17 protein-coding genes and 1 pseudogene are annotated in these 18499 nt (G+C 49.8%); 9 read left to right on the plus strand and 9 right to left on the minus strand.

Translation table 11 applies throughout. The features are described 5' to 3' along the window. Positions 1-85: 85 nt before the first annotated feature. Positions 86-1708 (minus strand): degradosome RNA helicase CshA, encoded by a 1623-nt coding sequence (gene cshA, locus TY10_RS09795; protein ID WP_042162852.1) that lies wholly within the window; start codon positions 1706-1708, stop codon positions 86-88. A 237-nt stretch (positions 1709-1945) separates the two neighbouring features. Between cshA and TY10_RS09800 the strand changes: the two genes are divergently transcribed. The 5 genes from TY10_RS09800 (at position 1946) to TY10_RS32225 (ending at position 5230) form a co-directional block, all read left to right on the plus strand. Next, positions 1946-2743, plus strand: a complete 798-nt coding sequence (locus TY10_RS09800; RefSeq protein ID WP_042162870.1) for a YitT family protein — start codon at positions 1946-1948, stop codon at positions 2741-2743. A 161-nt stretch (positions 2744-2904) separates the two neighbouring features. After that, on the plus strand, positions 2905-3093 hold the full coding sequence (locus tag TY10_RS09805) for a hypothetical protein (RefSeq protein ID WP_081735189.1): 189 nt from the start codon (positions 2905-2907) through the stop codon (positions 3091-3093). A gap of 214 nt (positions 3094-3307) precedes the next feature. Further along, positions 3308-4495 carry a putative glycoside hydrolase gene (locus tag TY10_RS09810; RefSeq protein WP_042162854.1) on the plus strand — a complete coding sequence of 396 codons (1188 nt, stop codon included), beginning with the start codon at positions 3308-3310 and terminating at the stop codon, positions 4493-4495. Between the two features lie 268 nt (positions 4496-4763). After that, positions 4764-4994: a DUF2691 family protein gene (locus tag TY10_RS32220; RefSeq protein ID WP_337588342.1), complete on the plus strand. Its 231-nt coding sequence runs from the start codon at positions 4764-4766 to the stop codon at positions 4992-4994. A 2-nt stretch (positions 4995-4996) separates the two neighbouring features. After that, the gene (locus tag TY10_RS32225; RefSeq protein ID WP_337588343.1) at positions 4997-5230 is read left to right on the plus strand and encodes a DUF2691 family protein; all 234 of its coding nucleotides are present in this window, start codon (positions 4997-4999) and stop codon (positions 5228-5230) included. Positions 5231-5369: 139 nt separating this feature from the next. Here TY10_RS32225 and TY10_RS09820 read toward each other — a convergent pair whose 3' ends face one another. The 6 genes and pseudogenes from TY10_RS09820 to TY10_RS09845 form a co-directional block, all read right to left on the minus strand. Then, positions 5370-6461, minus strand: coding sequence for a sensor histidine kinase (locus tag TY10_RS09820; protein WP_042162855.1), 1092 nt, complete (start codon positions 6459-6461; stop codon positions 5370-5372). Continuing rightward, positions 6458-7135 carry a response regulator transcription factor gene (locus tag TY10_RS09825; RefSeq protein ID WP_042162857.1) on the minus strand — a complete coding sequence of 226 codons (678 nt, stop codon included), beginning with the start codon at positions 7133-7135 and terminating at the stop codon, positions 6458-6460. Before TY10_RS09825 ends, TY10_RS09820 begins: the two co-directional genes overlap by 4 nt. Positions 7136-7164: 29 nt before the next feature. Next, positions 7165-8931 (minus strand): ABC transporter ATP-binding protein, encoded by a 1767-nt coding sequence (locus TY10_RS09830; protein ID WP_042162858.1) that lies wholly within the window; start codon positions 8929-8931, stop codon positions 7165-7167. A gap of 148 nt (positions 8932-9079) precedes the next feature. Further along, on the minus strand, positions 9080-10048 hold the full coding sequence (pfkA, locus tag TY10_RS09835; protein WP_042162859.1) for a 6-phosphofructokinase: 969 nt from the start codon (positions 10046-10048) through the stop codon (positions 9080-9082). A gap of 32 nt (positions 10049-10080) precedes the next feature. Then, positions 10081-11164 (minus strand): annotated as a pseudogene (locus tag TY10_RS09840) (tetraprenyl-beta-curcumene synthase family protein). Between the two features lie 19 nt (positions 11165-11183). Beyond that, positions 11184-11504, minus strand: coding sequence for a hypothetical protein (locus tag TY10_RS09845; protein ID WP_042162860.1), 321 nt, complete (start codon positions 11502-11504; stop codon positions 11184-11186). Positions 11505-11621: 117 nt separating this feature from the next. Between TY10_RS09845 and TY10_RS09850 the strand changes: the two genes are divergently transcribed. Beyond that, positions 11622-12827, plus strand: a complete 1206-nt coding sequence (locus tag TY10_RS09850; RefSeq protein ID WP_042162862.1) for an MFS transporter — start codon at positions 11622-11624, stop codon at positions 12825-12827. A gap of 581 nt (positions 12828-13408) precedes the next feature. Here TY10_RS09850 and TY10_RS09855 read toward each other — a convergent pair. Next, complete coding sequence (locus TY10_RS09855) at positions 13409-14116, minus strand: class I SAM-dependent methyltransferase (RefSeq protein WP_042162863.1); 708 nt, start codon at positions 14114-14116, stop codon at positions 13409-13411. A gap of 204 nt (positions 14117-14320) precedes the next feature. Between TY10_RS09855 and TY10_RS09860 the strand changes: the two genes are divergently transcribed. The 3 genes from TY10_RS09860 (at position 14321) to pepF (ending at position 16843) form a co-directional block, all read left to right on the plus strand. Further along, the gene (locus TY10_RS09860) at positions 14321-14554 is read left to right on the plus strand and encodes a hypothetical protein (RefSeq protein WP_042162864.1); all 234 of its coding nucleotides are present in this window, start codon (positions 14321-14323) and stop codon (positions 14552-14554) included. Positions 14555-14674: 120 nt separating this feature from the next. Continuing rightward, complete coding sequence (locus tag TY10_RS09865; protein ID WP_042162866.1) at positions 14675-14857, plus strand: hypothetical protein; 183 nt, start codon at positions 14675-14677, stop codon at positions 14855-14857. A 195-nt stretch (positions 14858-15052) separates the two neighbouring features. Then, on the plus strand, positions 15053-16843 hold the full coding sequence (gene pepF / locus TY10_RS09870; protein ID WP_042162867.1) for an oligoendopeptidase F: 1791 nt from the start codon (positions 15053-15055) through the stop codon (positions 16841-16843). 540 nt (positions 16844-17383) lie between these two features. Here pepF and TY10_RS09875 read toward each other — a convergent pair. Then, positions 17384-18244 (minus strand): DUF92 domain-containing protein, encoded by an 861-nt coding sequence (locus tag TY10_RS09875; protein WP_042162868.1) that lies wholly within the window; start codon positions 18242-18244, stop codon positions 17384-17386. Between the last annotated feature and the right edge of the window lie 255 nt (positions 18245-18499).

Consider the following 18499-nt stretch of genomic DNA (forward strand, 5'->3'; position numbering starts at 1 on the left):
CCTCGTTCTAAAAAGAAAAACCAGGGAAGTCGGGATGCCCGCAAGGCATAACGGACTTCCCTGGTTTATTGGAGCAAGGCCTGTCTCAGTTATTTACATAGTCTTCGGAAGAGCTTTTCGGACGACGGGATTCACCGCTGCGTCCTTCACTGCTGCGGTTCCGGTTGCCATTGTCACGGTTGCCGTAGCCGCCGCTGCCGCCGGAATTGCTGCTGTTGCCGCGATAGCCGCCGCCACCGCCGCCGGAACGACGATCGTCGCGTCCGCGGTAGCCGCCGCCACCGTTGCTGCTGCGATTGCCGCTACCGCTGCCGCTGCCGTTGTTGAACGAGCTTCCGCCGGAATAACGGCGTCCGTTCGAACGAATGTCCGGCTTGCGTTTTTTCGCGCGAAGCGGCTCTTCAGGTGTCAGTTCAACGTTGACATCCTTCTTCTCGCCTGTCAGCAGCTTAATTGCCGCTGCAAGCAGATGAACGGAATCATATTGATCAAGCAATTGAATCGCAATTGCTTTATATTCCGAACTCTCCTCATTGTTGACCGTTTCAAGGATACGTTCAGCCGTAACGCGTTGTTTGCCTTCAATCGCTTCCGCAAGGCTTGGAAGCGGTTTGCGGCTAATGCGCTGGCGCGTTACTTTCTCAATAAAGTGCAGGTGATCGGTTTCGCGAGGCGTTACGAACGACCATGCTGTACCTTCTTTGCCTGCGCGGCCAGTACGGCCGATCCGGTGAACATAGCTTTCAGGATCTTGCGGCAAATCGAAGTTGATAACATGCGTTACGCCCGATACGTCGAGACCGCGTGCTGCAACGTCAGTTGCTACAAGAACATCGATGCTGCCGTCGCGGAATTTGCGCATAACATTATCACGCTGGTTCTGCGACAAGTCACCGTGCAAGCCATCAGCGGAATAGCCGCGTTTTTGCAGGCCTTCGCTCAGTTCGTCTACCCGGCGTTTCGTACGTCCGAAGATGATCGCAAGCTCAGGGGATTCCATGTCGAGCAAACGGCTAAGCGCTTCAAACTTTTGACGCTCATGTACTTCAATGTAGCCTTGATCGATCAATGGAGCCGTTACTTGTTTCGGTATAACCGATACATGCTCCGGATTTTTCAGGAACTGTTGAGCCAGCTTCTGAATGTTCGGAGGCATAGTAGCCGAGAACAGCATCGTTTGGCGATCATCCGGTACAAGCTTCAGGATGGATTGAATATCTTCCATGAAGCCCATGTCCAGCATTTCGTCCGCTTCGTCAAGTACAACTGTTCTTACATCTTCAAGACGGATCGTTTTGCGGTTAATATGGTCCAGCAAACGTCCTGGCGTTCCGATAATGATTTGCGGTTTCTTTTTCAATGCACGGATTTGGCGGCCGATTTCTTGACCTCCATAAATTGGCAAAGAACGAAGACCTTTGTATCGAGTCAGCTTCCCGATTTCCTCAGCTACTTGGATAGCGAGCTCACGGGTCGGCGTCATAATTAATGCGACGATTCGCTCTTCGCTAGTTGGAATTTTGTTAATCAACGGAATTCCGAATGCAGCTGTTTTCCCTGTACCGGTCTGTGCTTGACCGATCATATCGCTACCTGTCATTGCGATTGGAATGGACTTGTCTTGGATTGGGGTGGATTCCTCAAACCCAAGCTCCGTAATTGCCTGCAACACTTTCGGTTCCAGGCCAAATTCAGCAAATGTTTTCAAACTTTCTCATACTCCTTTTTATCTGCAGCCTACTTAAAAATATCTGAATCATTATAGCATAAATATCGATACGAATACCAGTTAACTGAAAAAAGCCATACTAAGCGAGTATTTAATCCATCTTTGCCAAGCGGTATTTAAGCCGGTTTCCGGCTTAATATCCCCGCTTAAGCCGTTTTCAAGGAGAAGGTTGCTGTGAAAAAAAATATCCGGACTAATATTTTTGCTGCTGCTGCGATGGTCGTGGGGTCACTTCTCATCGCCTCAGGCTTTAACCTATTTCTCATTCCCCATCAGCTTCTAAGCGGAGGCTTATCCGGCGTTGCCATGATGATCGGTTATATAACAGGAGGCAATATCGGCTGGCTCTATTTGCTGCTCAATATCCCGGTGCTGGTATGGGGATGGTTCGCCGTCGGCCGCAGATTTATAATATGGAGCCTTATCACTGTTCTTATTTCGACGCTGTTCATGCAGATTATCCCTACTGAGCCAATTGCCGACGATGTCGTGCTGGGCGCCGTATTCGGCGGCATCATCGTAGGCTTCGGAACCGGCTTGACGCTGCGGTACGGCGGTTCCTCCGGAGGCTTCGACATTATCGCCTCCATCGTCACGCGAAGACGTGATCTGCCTATTGGCATGATCATCTTTACGCTCAACGGGGCCGTAATTGCCGCGCTCGTTGTTTTCACCAAAGATTGGAACTCTGCCCTTTACTCGCTTCTCGCCATCTATACTGCAGGAAAACTCGTCGATATTATCCATGTCCGCCACATTAAAGTGACGGCGTTCATCGTTACAAACAAAACCGAAGAACTGATACGCAAGCTCCTCGCCCATCCAAGAGGGATTACAATCATTAAGACGCGCGGCGCCTATTCGGATATCGAACGGGATATGCTGATGACCGTCAGGACACGCTATGAGTTAGAGGAGTTGCGGAAGACGATTGTCTCGATCGACCCGAAGGCTTTCGTCAACATCGTGGAAACCGTAGGCGTAGTCGGAGATTTTTCCAAACCCAAGGAATAGCGGTCATTAGAGCGGAGCGCATATGGACAGATATGGATTCATATACATATCCCTATGTTTTTATATGCGATGCTGTTATAATGTGGTTATCCCGTTCGTTTAAGTTTCTTGCCATATGATTTGCCCTTAAACTATCATGAAAGGGTGATGCTCAGGTGGATATGGAAACCGTCACATTGTCGCAGATTGTGGAAAAACTTGCGCCCGAGCTCAGTTCCTTCCTGACAAAGCGCGAACTGGCAATCAACATCGTGCTGAGGGACGGACTTGCTGTTCTTGAGCCGGCGGATGCGATGGAGATCGTGCAGCACAGCATTTGCGAGCATCAAAGAGATGCTTGGCTTCAATGACAGTACGGGTAATCGCGATTAGGTATAAAAGTGAGCCTGCTGATTCAAATCAGCGGGCTTTTTTGTTCCCTTCATCAGGACGTTTCAATGTATCATCCGCAAAATTAGAAACAATTGGTCAGCTTAAAAATGGAGCCATTCTAAAAAAATAAGTGTCATGAGGACCGTTTCTGCTTTATAATCTGGGAAGAATAGCTAGCGGGGAGAGAGCTTAATGGACATCTTCTTTTCTACAATGATGTTAATGTATAGTCTCATGACAGGTACCGGGGAAGAAAATGCCGCCGCGGGCCATGTTGCAGCTTCCATGCTCAACGCCGCAGCCGGACAGACCGTCGTCGAGACCGCCTTTGCCGGAAACGTAACGCCAATTCTGCCGGCCGACGGCAAGAAACAAGACCCTCAACCGGATGCGCCAGTCGTCAAGGGCATCTACGTCACTGCACACAGCGCAGGAGGCGCCAGAATGGAATCGCTGCTCAAGCTGGTTGACGATACAGACTTAAACAGTATGGTTATCGATATTAAAGACGACAACGGATACATAACTTATCCTACTCAAACGCCAGAGCTGCTGGAAAAAGGAACGCCTCAAAAATATATTAAAGACATCAGCGTCTTAATGGCTTCACTAAAGCAGCATCATATTTATCCGATCGCTCGGATCGTTGTATTCAAGGATACGGCGCTCGCCCGTAAGCAGCCTGAGCTGAGCTTCCTGCACAGCGACGGCACCATATGGAAAAACGGGCGCGGCGAAAGCTTTGTTAATCCGTACCGTGAGGAAGTATGGAAATATAATGTCGATATTGCGAAGGAAGCGGCAAGACTAGGCTTCAAGGAAATCCAGTTCGATTACGTCCGTTTTCCTGAAGGCTTTGAGAAAAAAGCCGAGTCTCTCCAATTCGACAAAACCGAAGACAGCCGTGTAAACGTCGTTGCCGGATTCGTCAAATATGCGCGAGAGCAGCTTGAGCCGCTTGGCGTACGCGTATCGGTCGATATTTTCGGCTATGCGGCATCCGTTCCCGCTGCTGAGGGTATCGGCCAGGACTTTGTGAAAATTTCGAATGACGTCCATGTCATCTCGCCAATGATCTACCCGAGCCATTACAGCACCGGCTGGTTTAAGCAAACGGACCCTGACAAGAGCCCTTATGCAACAATCAAGGGTGCGATGGTCGATACGCATAAGAAATTAGATCCGATCGGCAAGGATAAGCCGATCATCCGCCCTTGGATTCAAGATTTCACTGCAAGCTGGCTGGGTAAAGGCCATTATGTGAAATATGGAAAAGAAGAAGTCGAAGCGCAGATCAAAGCGCTGGAAGACTCTGGAGTCAAAGAGTATTTGCTCTGGAACGCCGGCAATAAATATTCACCTGGCGTCGATTATAAATAAACAAAGAACCGCCGGCTGCATAATATGTAACGGATTTCGTTTTGAGGTGCAGCACATCAGATTGACATGAAAAATGACGAATAAACTGACAACAGTTTAGGTCGTCATTTTTCTTTATAGATCAATTGCTTCATCGATTTTCAGCATATAATCTAAATTAATATGATACTTCCATTACATAAAATATCGCATGCGAATGTCCACTCGACAAAATATTTTCTTGAGAATATTAATAAACAGACGCTATTTTCTGAAATGGGGTATGAAAATGACAAGAGGACTTTCTTTTGAGATTCCTAATGAATATGGAAATTTTCTTAAAGAGATACTAAATACTTTTGATATTACTAAGTACGATTGGTATATCGGAGGAGAGGAATCGTACTTCATAAATGACAATCAGTTGGAGCCTCTTTTCCCGAAGGAAGTGTTTGGATTAGACGGAGCGATTCTAAAAAGAACGATTGAAAAGAAAAAGCAATATTTGATCGTTTTTTAAACATTAAGGCATACCCTAAAGGAAAGAGAGTAGTAGATGTATCAACGTTTGATGAATTCCTGAAAAGTGATTGTCACCTCGTTCTCTTAATCGTTGATTCTGTTTATGTTACAATTTACTGTAAAGATAAGGATCAAATTGAATCACTTTATAATAATGCAGTCAATAAAAAGTACGAGAAAGTTGAATATGTAACGGAAGACAATGATTTCAGAACGGGACTTTCTGTATGGTAATAGACGAATTTATTACAAGAACAATAAAATGACGTGCCAAACGGCACGTCATTTTGTGTCAATTACAAATATTTTTTCTTTTTCATCTAAAAAGAACCCTCTAGCACTAACTGCACCGGTGGTTTCTTGGTTCTCCCTCTTACATGCTCCCCTGCGTCTTAACCGGCGGCAGCGTTACGGTGAACGCCGTCCCGTTCCCGACTGTGCTTTTCACCTGAATGCCTCCGCCATGCAGATCGACGATTTTTTTAACAAGCGACAGCCCCAGACCGCTTCCTCCAGCCTTATAATTCCGAGACTTGTCTGCTTTATAGAAGCGCTGAAAGATCAGCTCCAGATTGTCAGAGGTAATACCGATGCCAGTATCACGGATCTCGAACAAGGCAGTCTCCCCTTCTGACTGGCGGAGCCGGATATCGATGGTCCCGCCCTCGGGCGTGAATTTAATGCTGTTGCTGATCAGATTAATCCAGACCTGGCTGAGCAAATCCTCATCTGCTGTTACGAATGTTTCACCCATATCAACATTCATTTCAATCGATTTCTGCAGCCACTGCGGTTCGCATGCCAAAATTAGTGTGCCTAGTTGCCGGTCCAGCCGATAACGCTTCGGCTCGAACGGGTGCTTATCCGACTCCAGCGAAGTCAGCTTCAGCAGATTATCGCTCAGCTTCGACAGGCGGTCACTCTCACTCTCGATGATGCGCAAATAATCATTACGTGTCTCCTGCGTCAGCTCTCCGCTTTGCAAAGCGCGGGCAAACCCGCTAATTGAGGTGAGCGGCGACTGGATTTCATGCGAGACATCCGATATAAACCCTTGCCGCATTTGCTCCATCTCATCCAGCTCGACAGCCATATGATTAATTTCCCGCATAATATTTTGAAACGGCCCGTGATCCTGATTTCCGATCTCAAGTCTTACCTTAAAATCTCCTTTGGCAATTCTCCGCATAGCCTCCGTCAGCGATTGGCTTATTTCCACATGCCGGGACCTGACAAAAATCGCCACGATTTGGGTCAACCCGAATAATACAACGAGACCCAGCAATAAATTGATCATTTGCGCCACATATTGCGACGGCCGCCAATCCGTCCATTCGTAAATAAAATGACTGCCGAAATAGACGAGGGTCCAGCTGCCCACGATGGCACAAAGCATCGTCAGCACGGCCATAACCGCTTTTGTGACCTGCCACCAGCGTTTGTCCCTCAGCTGCCTCCAGTTCATTCAACCGCCTCCAGCCGGTAGCCCAGCCCTCGTATGGTGACGATACGAAAGCCATGCTCCGTTTCCTGGAATCGTTCACGCAATCTGTTAATGTGAACGTCCAGCGTTCGTTCATTTCCTTCAAAGTCATAGCCCCATATCGATTCGATCAGTTGGCCTCGCGAGAAGGATTGTCCGGCATAGCTGGCGAGCTTGAACAACAGCTCAAACTCTTTCATGGGAAGCGTGAACGACTCCCCATTCACAGTCACCATATGAGAAGCGCGGTTGAGCGTCAGCGCGCCCGCTTGGACCGTCTGCGACGAGGCGATCCGGTAACGCTTAAGCAAAGCTTTTACGCGGGCGATCAGTTCCAGAGGTTCGAAAGGCTTCACCAAATAATCATCCGCACCCAGATCAAAGCCTTTCAGCTTCTGGGACGTCTCCCCTTTGGCTGTCAGCATCAGCCTTGGCATATCGCTGTAATGAACGCTGAGCTGCCTGCAGAGCTCCCAGCCGTCCATCTCAGGCATCATCACGTCGATAATGATCAGATCCGCATTCACGGACTCCAGCAGCTCCAGCGCTTCTACTCCGTTAGCAGCCTCCGATACATCAAAGCCCTCCGCTTGCAAAAAATGCTTCACTAACTGACGAATATGATCGTCGTCGTCTACAACCGCGATTCTGACCATCACTGTTCCCCTTCCTTTCCAGCAAGCAGTTACACTTGCTCCAGAATGCGCAGCTGCTGATTGGCGAATTCTCTATACAGCTCATGGGAATGCAGCAGCTCCTCATGCGTGCCTCTTCCTGTAATGGTACCCTTTTCTACGAACAGAATCTGATCGGCATCCACGACTGTCGACAGACGATGGGCGATGACAAGCGTAGTACGTCCATCCATTAGATTGTCCAGCGCCTGCTGAACGACAACTTCGGATTTGCTGTCTAAGCTTGAGGTCGCTTCGTCCAGCATCAGAATGCTCGGATCACGCAGCAGCGCTCTGGCAATCGCAATCCGCTGGCGCTGGCCGCCTGACAGCTTAATGCCCCGTTCGCCAACCTCGGTCTCGTACTTATCCGGCATCTCTTCAATAAAGATATCGGCATAAGCCATTCGTGCGGCATGAAAGATTTCCGCATCTGAGATTTCCCGGCTCGATCCGTAAGTGAGATTATCCCGAATCGTACCGGCAATTAATGGACTCTCCTGCGACACATAGCCGATATGACTTCTCCAGGAATCAAGCGACAGGTCATAGATGCTTTTATCGCCAATCTTGATGGCGCCCTGCTGCGGCTCGTAGAATCGCTCCAGCAGCGAGAACATCGTCGTCTTGCCGCCTCCGCTTGGGCCAACGATCGCCGTTACTTTGCCAGGCTGAAGCGTAAAATCAATATCTTTCAATACAGCATCATTATCTCCATAAGCGAACGACACCTTTTCAATCGCAATCGGCTGACGTGCGTTCACCAGCGGATCTCCGCTATGGATAGGCTCTTCTTCGGAATCCAGCGTCTCGATAATTCGCTCTGTCGCACCTACCGCTTTGTTCATCTGCGTGACGAACGTAGAGATCTGGTTAATCGGCATCACAATTTGAATGAGATAAAGAATGAATGCTACGAGATCGCCGGCCGTCAATTCTCCTGCAGATACCCGCATACCGCCGTAACCGATAATCAGCACAAGCATCCCCATCATAACCAGTCCGATAAGCGGCGAAATAAAGGCCATCAGCTTGCCTTCCCGAATACCCATTTGAAGCAGCTTCATAATGGAGCCTTTTCCTCGTTCATACTCAAGCGGCTCCGCGTTGGACGCTTTAACGAGCCGGATTTCCGATAATGCCTGGTTCAAATTTGAGGTAAAGGTTGCGGTCTCATCCTGAAGTGATTTGGAGAGCTTCATGATCATACGGCCGATTGGCAGCATAACAGCTAATACCAGCGGTACAGCCAGCAGCATGATCAGCGTCATTTTCCAATCCAGCAGCACCATAATGACGATCGCACCGATAATGGAAATAATGCCGTTGAAAAATCCGGTCATATGCTCCGTAATAAGTCCTTTAACTATCGCTGTATCATTGGTTACACGGCTGATCGTATCACCTGTACGATGCTTGTCATAATAAGGAATCGCGAGTGCAAGCAGCTTCTTCCACAGCCGGTCCCTCAGCTTCGCGACTACCGTCTGTCCAATTCGGCTTAGCAAATAAATAGAAACGCCGGCAGCGGCCGCTTGGCCCAGAAACGCTAGTGCTAGAATAACAATTTGACCTGAGCTTATACTCGTTAATGTAAAGCTGTCGACCACATTTTTGGTGAAAAGAGGAACAACTAGACCTACTAAGGTGGATACTATACTAAGTCCAAGCGCAACGCCAAGCATCCATTTCGAAGGCTTCGTTTCCCAGATCATACGAAGAAACGGCTTCCAGCTTCCCAGCTTTCTCTTCTTATCGACTTTCATTTCAGATTCCATAAATTCTCCACTCCTTATCTCTGTCTCTGAAAGAAGATTACCTCTCTATTATAAACTGGATATAAACAAAACTTTAATTCGGGCAATATGTGAAAACGAAAAAACGCCGGAGCATCCGGCTCCGGCGTTCTATCTGTGATAATTGTTTTTATTGGGAAAGACGAAGCGCCAGCTCATACATTTCCATGTTGAACGGCTTTTTCGAATTAACAACCGTATCGATGTCCGTCGTAATCAGCTCGCCGCGTACGATACCGCAAGCTTTGCCGGAGTCCCCAGCCATCAATTGATGAACGGCGAAATCGCCCAGCCGGCTTGCAAGAATACGGTCTGCCGCTGTCGGCGCGCCGCCGCGCTGGATATGACCGAGTACGGTAACACGCGGCTCCAGGCCGCAGCCGTCCAGAATCTCGCTGGCAACCGTCTCGCCTTTGCCTGCGCCTTCTGCAACAACAACGATGCTGTGGCGTTTGCCTTTTTCGAAGTTTGCCTTCATCCGTTCCGACACTTCTTTCGAATCGTAAGGAACTTCGGGAACGATAATCGTCTCCGCACCGCTTGCCAGACCTGCGTACAGAGCGATATCGCCGCAATGGCGTCCCATAACCTCTACGACCGAAGAGCGTTCATGCGAAGACATCGTATCGCGGATTTTGTTGATTGCATCCACTACGATACTAACTGCGGTATCGAAGCCAATTGTGAAATCAGTAAATGGAATGTCATTATCGATCGTTCCCGGCAAGCCCATTGTCTTGATGCCCAGCTTGCTCAGCTTGTTCGCTCCTTGGTAGGAGCCATCGCCGCCGATAACAACCAGACCGTCGATTCCCCGGTTGCGAAGCACCTCTGCGCCGCGCTGCTGACCTTCTGCCGTCGTAAACTCCTTGCAACGGGCAGTTTGCAGGATCGTGCCGCCGCGTTGAATGATGTCGCCAACACTGCGAAGATCCATTGGACGCAGGTCGTCGTTGATAAGGCCTTGGTAACCGCGTTGAACGCCATAAACTTCAATTCCGTTGTAAATAGCGCTCCGCACAACTGCGCGGACTGCGGCATTCATTCCTTGGGAATCGCCACCGCTCGTTAATACTGCAATCGATTTTACTGCTGACATGATACATTCCTCCAAAACGATGATAATTATATCTAAGCCTGTTGTTTTCGAATCCAAATGCTGTTGATCAAAAAAAACAAGCGGGTAAGCGGGCTGTTCTTCATTAGCTTGCGGGTTACACGCATTACATCGGACTGAGATTTCACTTTCGGGTCCGACAAATACAGCGCCAGCAAGCCTTCGATAACGAGACGATGGAATCTCGGAGCCGGAAGCTGCTGCACATCTACGCGAGCCTTACTTGCGATCCAACCGATACGATCGACGAGCAAGCTGCTGCTCTCGTAGTAATTGCAGAAATTCAAATCGCCTCCGGCTTTGTCCTCCTCTTGATCGATCAAATAATCGAGCAAAATATGAAGACTGCAAACATGCGGGAAATAGATACGCTTGATGGAATCGGCATCGGCTGCGGAAAGGCCGTCTCCGCTCGCCGCCAGAAACAGCATGAACATACCCAGCGTCGAGCCCGTTGCAGCGGCAAATTCATGCCACCGCAAATGCGGATAGCGGCTTTCATGTTCATGCCACCAAGCCATCAATTCCGTTTCCCTCAAGTCTTTGCGAATATGCTTGTACACCTGCAAGTCGCCATAAAGACTAACCAGCTCGCTTACGACGCGCTGTACGCTTCCATAGGAAGGAAGCTGCGCAACATTCCGCTGGCAGACAAGAACAAGATGCCGCAAATAACCGCCGTCGTCCCTCTCCCGGCGCAAGGCGTAGTAGTCCTTCGGCTCGGCCTCAGGATCCACGGCATCCAGCATCGACTGGTGCAACAGGCGAAAATCATCGGGATCAAGCGACGTACTGCGATCGCACAGATTGTCCAGATAATCGCTGATCGTCTGCAGCGCCACGATAAGCGGGATCAGGATGTGCCGCTGCTCCAGATTGGCGCAGGCGTACACGGCTCCGCCCTGGCAATGAAACTTTTTTGCTCGACAAGCTGTCCAGTGCCTGCGTACGGAGCTCCTCATCGGGTATCCGTTCCGCCATGGCCCGCAGCTTGCTCAGCTCTGACTCAACCTCAGGCAGTATGTACTTATAGACGCGATACATCAGCTTCAAAGGGCTTTGAGGCACCTGGCTGCCTGATAGTGTCGTAATAAGCATGATGTGCCCTCCTCGTTGATCATGACGGAGACAGAGGCGTCTCCAGTTCCTGACTGACCCGGTACCAGATCTGCAAATCATTGATCCGGCTGGCCAATTCGGCGATATCCGAATTAATTCGGCAGGACTCCGGAAAGCTGTCCTCTTCGAACAATTCGTTTTGCTTGACGCGGATAACTCTCTCCAGCTCCATGATCCGATCCGGAATCGTTCCGCGTATAAGCTCCCATCGCTCCACCATATCAGCCTGTTCGGCGCCATCGTACAGCTCCCAATCCTGTTCCATCACAGGGAGCGCGATGCGCAGCCGTTCATTCCACTGAAACCGATACTTCCCCACGATCAAACCTCCAAACATAAATGTACCATTTCACCAAACAATAATCCAGCAGTTCATGCTATACTAAATAAAATCATAACACGGAATTACGAGACAGATATGGAGTGAAAGGTACCAATGGACCAAGCAGAATCTAGCGATACAAGCAATTCAAATTCCAAGCGAAGCTCCTCTGCAAGAAGGGAAACGACTGCGCTCCGCGGCTTCAGCTTTGCCGCTTATTCAACGCAAGCGCTGCTGGTCTCCTATATCCCTTTATATTTTATGGATCGGGGTTTCTCCGAACATCAAATTGGCATTATTTACGCAACAGGCCCGTTCATCTCCATCTTCGCCAACGTACTGCTAGGCTGGGCCAGCGACAAATTTCAAACGATCAAAAAGCTGCTCACCCTGCTATTGTTCGGACAGCTGGCTATGCTTGCGCTGCTATTCCCGGTGGAGCATTTCGCTGTCATATGCCTGGTGATGACGGCCTTTTATTTTTTCCAGACGCCAATCAATCCGCTTAGCGACAGCCTCGTCCTGCTCTCCAGCCAATATACGGGAACGCCTTATGCGTTGATCCGGATATTCGGCTCGCTGGGCTTCGCTTCTTCCGCCTATGCCTTCGGACTGCTGCTGAAGGCGGTCGGCTCCGAATGGACGCTGCCAATTGGTCTGGCAACCATTACAATTACGATCCTATTGTCATTTTTCATTCGGGATTATCGCACCAGCTCGCGAAAAATCGAGTTTTCCGGTTTTTTTCAATTAATGCGCAAGCCGCAGGTCGTTATCTTCTTCTTCGTCCTGCTGCTGGTCTCCATCTCTCATCGGATGTATGAGGGCTTTCTCGCGATTACGCTTCGCCAGCTGGGAGCAAGTGATTCGCTCATTGGACTGGCCTGGCTGATGTCCGCCGCCAGTGAAATACCGATTCTGTTCCTGCTCGGCAAGTATGGGCACCGCTTCAAGGAGCTTCCTTTACTTGCCATCGCCAGCATCATGTACGCCGTCCGCATGTGGATGCTTGGCGAACTGGATGACCCGCGTTGGGTCATTGCTACCCAATTGATGCACAGCATTACATTCGGCATCTACTTCTCCACCGCGCTGCGCTATATCTCCCAGCTCATTCCCGATGAGTTCCGTTCTTCCGGGCAAGCGGTATACGCCGTCGTCTGGACCGGCTTGGCCGGGTTTATAAGCGGTACGGCGGGCGGTTACATTTTCGAGCAATTTGGACGCAGCTCCTTCTTCCATACGGCTTCCCTGCTCGCCGTGCTTGCTGCGGCCGGCTTCCTCGGGCAGTATTACTATACGAGGAGTTCGACAGCTTAGTGATAAGATGAAGTGGAGTAAATACGAGAGTAAGTCGCTGCCTTTGGAAGGCGGTGGTCAGGGGCTTACTTGTAGTTGTGCTGGCTGGGCCGCGGGGAGATCGGCGGCCTTGATGCAACGCCGCACGCCGCGCTAGCTGGCGGGGTTATGAAAATAGAATTGGTGCGAGCCTTGAAGCAACTGGAGTTGTGAACACACTAACTATTTTCATGAAAAAAGTGCATTTTGGGCGCCTAAACGGCTGTTTCTGAGCACTCTCTGCTGCTCGTTGTTTCGCTTCCAAATGGAACAAAATGCAAAACTGCATTTTAAATCTGCTTATATGGCCTAAAAAGCAGATCTAAATGTAAAAGTGCAGGTTGGATGGGCCAAAACTGCCTAAATCAAGCCAATTTGGCCAAACTAAATGCACTTTTTCATTTTGAAGCGGCGAAGTGACCTTTTTCAGCCGAACAACATGTACTTTTACATTTTGCAGCCCCTCAGATTCGGATAATGCCTTGCTCTAGCACTGCTCCAAAACATATAAAACAGAACAAGAGCCTCCGGATTCCGGAAGCTCTTGTTCTGTCTCTACCACTCTATTCCATTATCGTAATGCGCAAAAACTCAGTGGAACCCGGTATGAACGGCAACCGGGAAGGCAGTCGGTCTGCCTTTCCGCCCGCTCCCTCGATGGCGGTTATTAACTCATTCAATGCATCAAACCGGTCCCACTTGAGCGACAACAGCGGATAAATCCGCACTTGGCCGCCGGGCCTGCACACACGCATTAACTCCAATATCGATTGTTTATGAAATTCAAAGCCGAATTGCTCGGCATATAGAAACAGGAAATGACTGCAAGTAACGAGCGAGAATGTGCTGTTCGCGAACGGCAGTTCTGGCAGCGCACCGCCGAAATAGCAGCTTTTCCCCTCTTCGGTTCTCAAATGATTGGCAAACAGCTCAAGCGAAGCTTCTCTCCCCGCACGGTGACGTTCGAGACTTCCATAATAGCTCCAATCGAATGATGATTCCAGCTTGGCAAGCTTGGCTGTAGAAACACCGATCTCTTCCAACGCTTCTGCAATCCATGGCTCTGTGTTTGGCTGCTGATATCGCGGGTCAACCGCAAATGCTTCAATTTCTCTTTTCCGGGCTTCTGCTGTAAAAGAAGAACCTCCCGATGCCACGTCCAGCACTTTGCCTGCCTGAATGTCATTTTCCTTTAAATCAAACATCCGGACATACTCGTCATACCCGCGGCAAGTCATTGCCACGCCAATTTGCTCATAATGCTGCTTCATTTACGAACACTCTCCTCATCTCAGCTACGCTCTTCTCAACTCATCTTTTCCTGACAAGGCTATCCTTGCCGGAAATTTCACTGCATTTTAGCAGATTATACCTATATTACTACCGATGCTTATTGATTTCCACCCTCTTTTTTGGCTATGATGAGAACAATCCGTTTTTCCAAACAGGAGATGGATAGAAAGGTGGACATACAGATGTTCAAAAAGCACGAAATATACAAAATCGATAAATACAATATGCTTACGGTCGAAGTTCAAGGCAAGACGCTGATCGTACGAGAGATTTCCGATCAATGGGGCGAGGAATGCCATACGTTCGTCAGCCGTCCGGAAATGCTCCACTGGGCTGAAAATCGCTTCAAGCGGGCGAGCTATGAAGGCCGTGAAGAAGAACGCGATGCGATAATCGCAGCTTTTAAATCGGTATAGGCAGTCCAGGTTTCACCGGAGCCCCTCTGAACGCTAATGCGGGAAGGAAATAATAGGGTTTGCGGCGAACATAACGATACAACGGTCCGCATACGACAATACAGGAGGTATACGCCGCCGATGGATTTTTCAGCTACCATCATTTTTGTCATCGCATCTTTTGTACTGGGCGCCGTTGTCTTTATGAAGCGCGAGTCAATCGCCCCTCAATTTAGACGCAGCTTGGCGCTCATTTCGATCGCATTTATCGCTTTTTCATTCTTTCTAGTCGTCTATAGCTTATTTACGATGGGACAGGAGTAATAGGGAGCGTGCCGGACATACTAGGACAAACTGTGTTCCAGAGGTGACCGCACGATGAAATGGCTTCCCGTCCTATTGGCGTTAAGTTTGACGCCGGGTTCCGCAGCGGCAGACCTTGCCGCTCAGCCCAAAACACATGCTGCAAATGAAGGGCATGTATACCGATCTACGATATCCGTTCCGAGGAGGAGTTCGATGAATCACGTACCGAAACGTTCCGAAACCGCAGTGGAAAACCGCTGGAAGCTGGAGGATTTGTTTAAAGATCAAGCCGCATGGGACAAAGAGTATGCGGATGCTAAAAGCTTGATCAAACAAGCCGGCGCTTTCGAAGGCAAGCTTGCCGATGCCAAGCAGCTCAAAGCCTGCTTCGAGCTTGAAGATCAGCTGTCCCTTCATGTAGAACGGCTTTATGTATATGCCAATATGAAGCATCATGAAGATACGGCGGAGCCTGTCTATCAGGCGCTCTCCGACAAATCCAAAAAAATCAGCGTGGAGACAGGAGAAGCGCTTTCTTTTGTAACACCGGAAGTGCTGTCGTTGTCCGACGAGCAGCTTGATGCGTTCATCGCTGATCCGGAGCTGGCCCTGTATCGCCATACGCTGGAAGAAATGCGCCGTCAGAAAGCACATATACTGTCCAAAAGCGAGGAAGCGTTAATGGCTCAGGTCGGCAACGTAAGCTCGGCTCCTGGCACGATTTTCAGCATTCTCAACAATGCAGACTTAAAGTTTCCGAAGGTGAAAAATGAAAACGGCGAAGAAATCGAGCTGACACAAGGCCGTTATATTCAATTTTTGGAAAGTAAAAACCGTGAGGTACGCCAAAACGCGTTCACAACGATGTACGATACATACGGCAAGCTGAAAAATACGCTCGCAACGACGCTGAATGCGAACATTACGAAAAATATTTTTTACGCTCGTGCCCGCAAATACCCGTCGGCTCTGGATATGTCGCTTTATGGTGACAACATCCCGCAAACGGTGTATACGAATTTGATCGATACGATTCATAAGCATCTGCCGCTCATGCATAGATACATGAATCTTCGTAAAAAACTGCTGGGCGTCGATGAGCTCCATATGTATGACCTGTTCGCTCCGCTCGTGGACGAATTCGATATGGACATTACATTCGATGAAGCGAAAGCGACTGTTAAAGAAAGCTTGAAGCCGCTTGGCGAAGATTATTTGGCTGTTCTGCAAGACGGCTTCGACAAAGGCTGGATCGATGTGTATGAGAACGAAGGCAAACGCAGCGGCGCTTACAGCTGGGGAGCTTTCGGCACGCATCCTTACGTGCTGCTGAATCACAAGGATAACCTGAACAGCATGTTTACGTTGACGCATGAGATGGGGCACGCCCTCCACTCGTACTACTCCGATACGAATCAGAATTACCGCGATGCGCAGTATACGATTTTCTTGGCAGAGGTTGCTTCTACGCTGAATGAAGCGCTGCTGATGGATTATCTGCTGAGCAAGTCGACTGATCCGAAGGAGAAAATGTACCTGTTGACGTACTATGCCGATCAATTCCGGACGACGGTGTTCCGTCAAACGATGTTCGGCGAGTTCGAAAAAATCGTTCATGAGCGGACAGAGCAAGGCGAATCGCTTACACCGCAAGAGCTTAGCAAAATCTACTACGATCTGAACGTGCTGTATTACGGCAAAGATATGGTCGTGGACAAAGATATCGAGATGGAATGGGCACGCATCCCGCATTTCTACACCAGCTTCTACGTGTACAAATATGCGACAGGCTTCTCTGCTGCAACCAGCTTCTCCAAGCAAATCCTGGAGGAAGGCGCTCCGGCAGTCGATCGTTACCTCGGCTTCCTGAAAAGCGGCGGCAGCGACTTCTCGATCAACATTCTCAAGAAGGCTGGCGTAGATATGTCTTCGCCTGAGCCGATTGAGCAAGCCATGAGCGTGTTCGAAAACTTGATTACGCAAATGGAGCAATTGACGAAATAACGCATATGAAAAGGGGTCAGAACAGGGTAATACCCTGCTCTGACCCCTTTTTTGTGGGAGGCAGGTAAGACTCTGCGAGCGTTTTAACTCATTAGAGGACAACACATTTTGACCTGTTAAGACCCTGGCAGGGTCTTATGCAATTAAAATAGCCTACTTGCTGGCATTTTTCATGCCAATTGGGTAGGTTAAGACCCTGCGAGGGTCTTAAGCTATAAGAGGACAACACATTTGGGCCTGTTAAGACCCTGACAGGGTCTTATGCAATTAAAATAGCCTACTTACAGGCAATTTTCTTGCCGGGTTGGGTAGGTTGAGACCCTGCGAGGGTCTTAACCTATGAGAGGACAACACATTTGGGCCTGTTAAGACCCTGGCAGGGTCTTATGCAATTAAAACTGCCTACTTCACAGCGTTTTTCTTGCCAGTTGGGGTAGGTTAAGACCCTGCGAGGGTCTTAGACAATGTGAGAGCAGGCGGCACAGACGCAAAAAGGCCCTGTCAGGATTTCCATTAATCCTGACAGGGCCTTTTTAAGAGCTAGAGCAGCAGCGTGCCCAGCGCCCAGCCGATCACACCGGCGAGCAGAGACGACAGGAGGTTCACCCTGTCGTTGTTCAGCCATGCGAAGCCGCGCACTCGCTCGGCAGCGGCGCCGCAATGGACGCCGCGCTCGGTATCGCTGCCGCATACCCGGCAGCGGTACATGGCCTGGCCGGTCGCGCCCAGCAGCGAATCCGCGAAGCAGCCGGCCAGGCCGGCGGCAGCGGCGGCTGCGACTAGCGCCGCCGCGCCGCCCCATGCGCCCGCAGCAGCGCCAACGTGCTGCTGCTGGAGCGCCAGCAGCGCTGCCGCGACGCCGCCGATGAGGGCGGCGCCTGCGAGCGCTGCTGCGGAGCCGAGCAGCGTTACCGCGCCGCTCGTGCCCGCTGGCACTACCTTGCCGCTCGTGATCGAGCGCGGCGCGGACTTGCTCAGGGCGCCGATCTCGGTCGCCCATGTATCCGCATTAACGGCGGCCATCACGCCGATATAGGCGTAAAGCCAGCCCGGCGAAGGCAGCCATGCATCTGCTGCGCAGAGCAGCAGGCCTACGCCGCCGTTGGCCCATACCTGGCCGGCATCGCGGCGGCCGGTTTTCTCATAATTGGCTTCCGCCTTCGCCTTGGCGCGATGCCGCTTTTTCCACTTCGACCATAGCGTCGAAGTGACGAAAAAAGCGATCAGACAGCCGAACCATACCGGCTCGCCTAATGTAACGAAGCCCGTCCCCATCACAACTGCCGACCAGGCACCCGAGCCCGACAATGAGCGGAATCGATAGGCTGCAAGGGCAATCAAGCCGCTGCCTATCAAACCGGCCAGCGCTCTAAGCCACCACTCGTCGATCCATCCAACCATCTTTTCCGCCCCTTTAGCACCATTATCCGAATTGACAATATAACTTAGAAATATATAAGTTCATACTCTATACTCACATTTATACTGACAATTACACTTACTTACACCCATATCTTACTTGGTCTCGAACTTGCTTTTGCTTTTCCACTTGCTCTTGCTCTTGCTCTTGCTCTTGCTCTTGCTCTTGCTCTTGCTCTTGCTCTTGCTCTTGCTCTTGCTTTTCCACTTGCTCTTGCTCTTGCTCTTGCTCTTGCT

Origin of the sequence: Paenibacillus gorillae (genome assembly GCF_000513275.1) — a bacterium.
Lineage (GTDB): Bacteria > Bacillota > Bacilli > Paenibacillales > Paenibacillaceae > Pristimantibacillus > Pristimantibacillus gorillae.

Coding starts and splice junctions, on each gene's coding strand:
- TY10_RS09800 (WP_042162870.1), top strand. CDS start 1,946: ATGGTCGTGGGGTCACTTCTCATCGCCTCAGGCTTTAACCTATTTCTC.
- TY10_RS09805 (WP_081735189.1), top strand. CDS start 2,905: ATGGAAACCGTCACATTGTCGCAGATTGTGGAAAAACTTGCGCCCGAG.
- TY10_RS09810 (WP_042162854.1), top strand. CDS start 3,308: ATGGACATCTTCTTTTCTACAATGATGTTAATGTATAGTCTCATGACA.
- TY10_RS32220 (WP_337588342.1), top strand. CDS start 4,764: ATGACAAGAGGACTTTCTTTTGAGATTCCTAATGAATATGGAAATTTT.
- TY10_RS09820 (WP_042162855.1), bottom strand. CDS start 6,461: ATGAACTGGAGGCAGCTGAGGGACAAACGCTGGTGGCAGGTCACAAAA.
- TY10_RS09825 (WP_042162857.1), bottom strand. CDS start 7,135: ATGGTCAGAATCGCGGTTGTAGACGACGACGATCATATTCGTCAGTTA.
- TY10_RS09830 (WP_042162858.1), bottom strand. CDS start 8,931: ATGGAATCTGAAATGAAAGTCGATAAGAAGAGAAAGCTGGGAAGCTGG.
- pfkA (WP_042162859.1), bottom strand. CDS start 10,048: ATGTCAGCAGTAAAATCGATTGCAGTATTAACGAGCGGTGGCGATTCC.
- TY10_RS09850 (WP_042162862.1), top strand. CDS start 11,622: ATGGACCAAGCAGAATCTAGCGATACAAGCAATTCAAATTCCAAGCGA.
- TY10_RS09855 (WP_042162863.1), bottom strand. CDS start 14,116: ATGAAGCAGCATTATGAGCAAATTGGCGTGGCAATGACTTGCCGCGGG.
- TY10_RS09860 (WP_042162864.1), top strand. CDS start 14,321: ATGTTCAAAAAGCACGAAATATACAAAATCGATAAATACAATATGCTT.
- TY10_RS09865 (WP_042162866.1), top strand. CDS start 14,675: ATGGATTTTTCAGCTACCATCATTTTTGTCATCGCATCTTTTGTACTG.
- pepF (WP_042162867.1), top strand. CDS start 15,053: ATGAATCACGTACCGAAACGTTCCGAAACCGCAGTGGAAAACCGCTGG.
- TY10_RS09875 (WP_042162868.1), bottom strand. CDS start 18,244: ATGGTTGGATGGATCGACGAGTGGTGGCTTAGAGCGCTGGCCGGTTTG.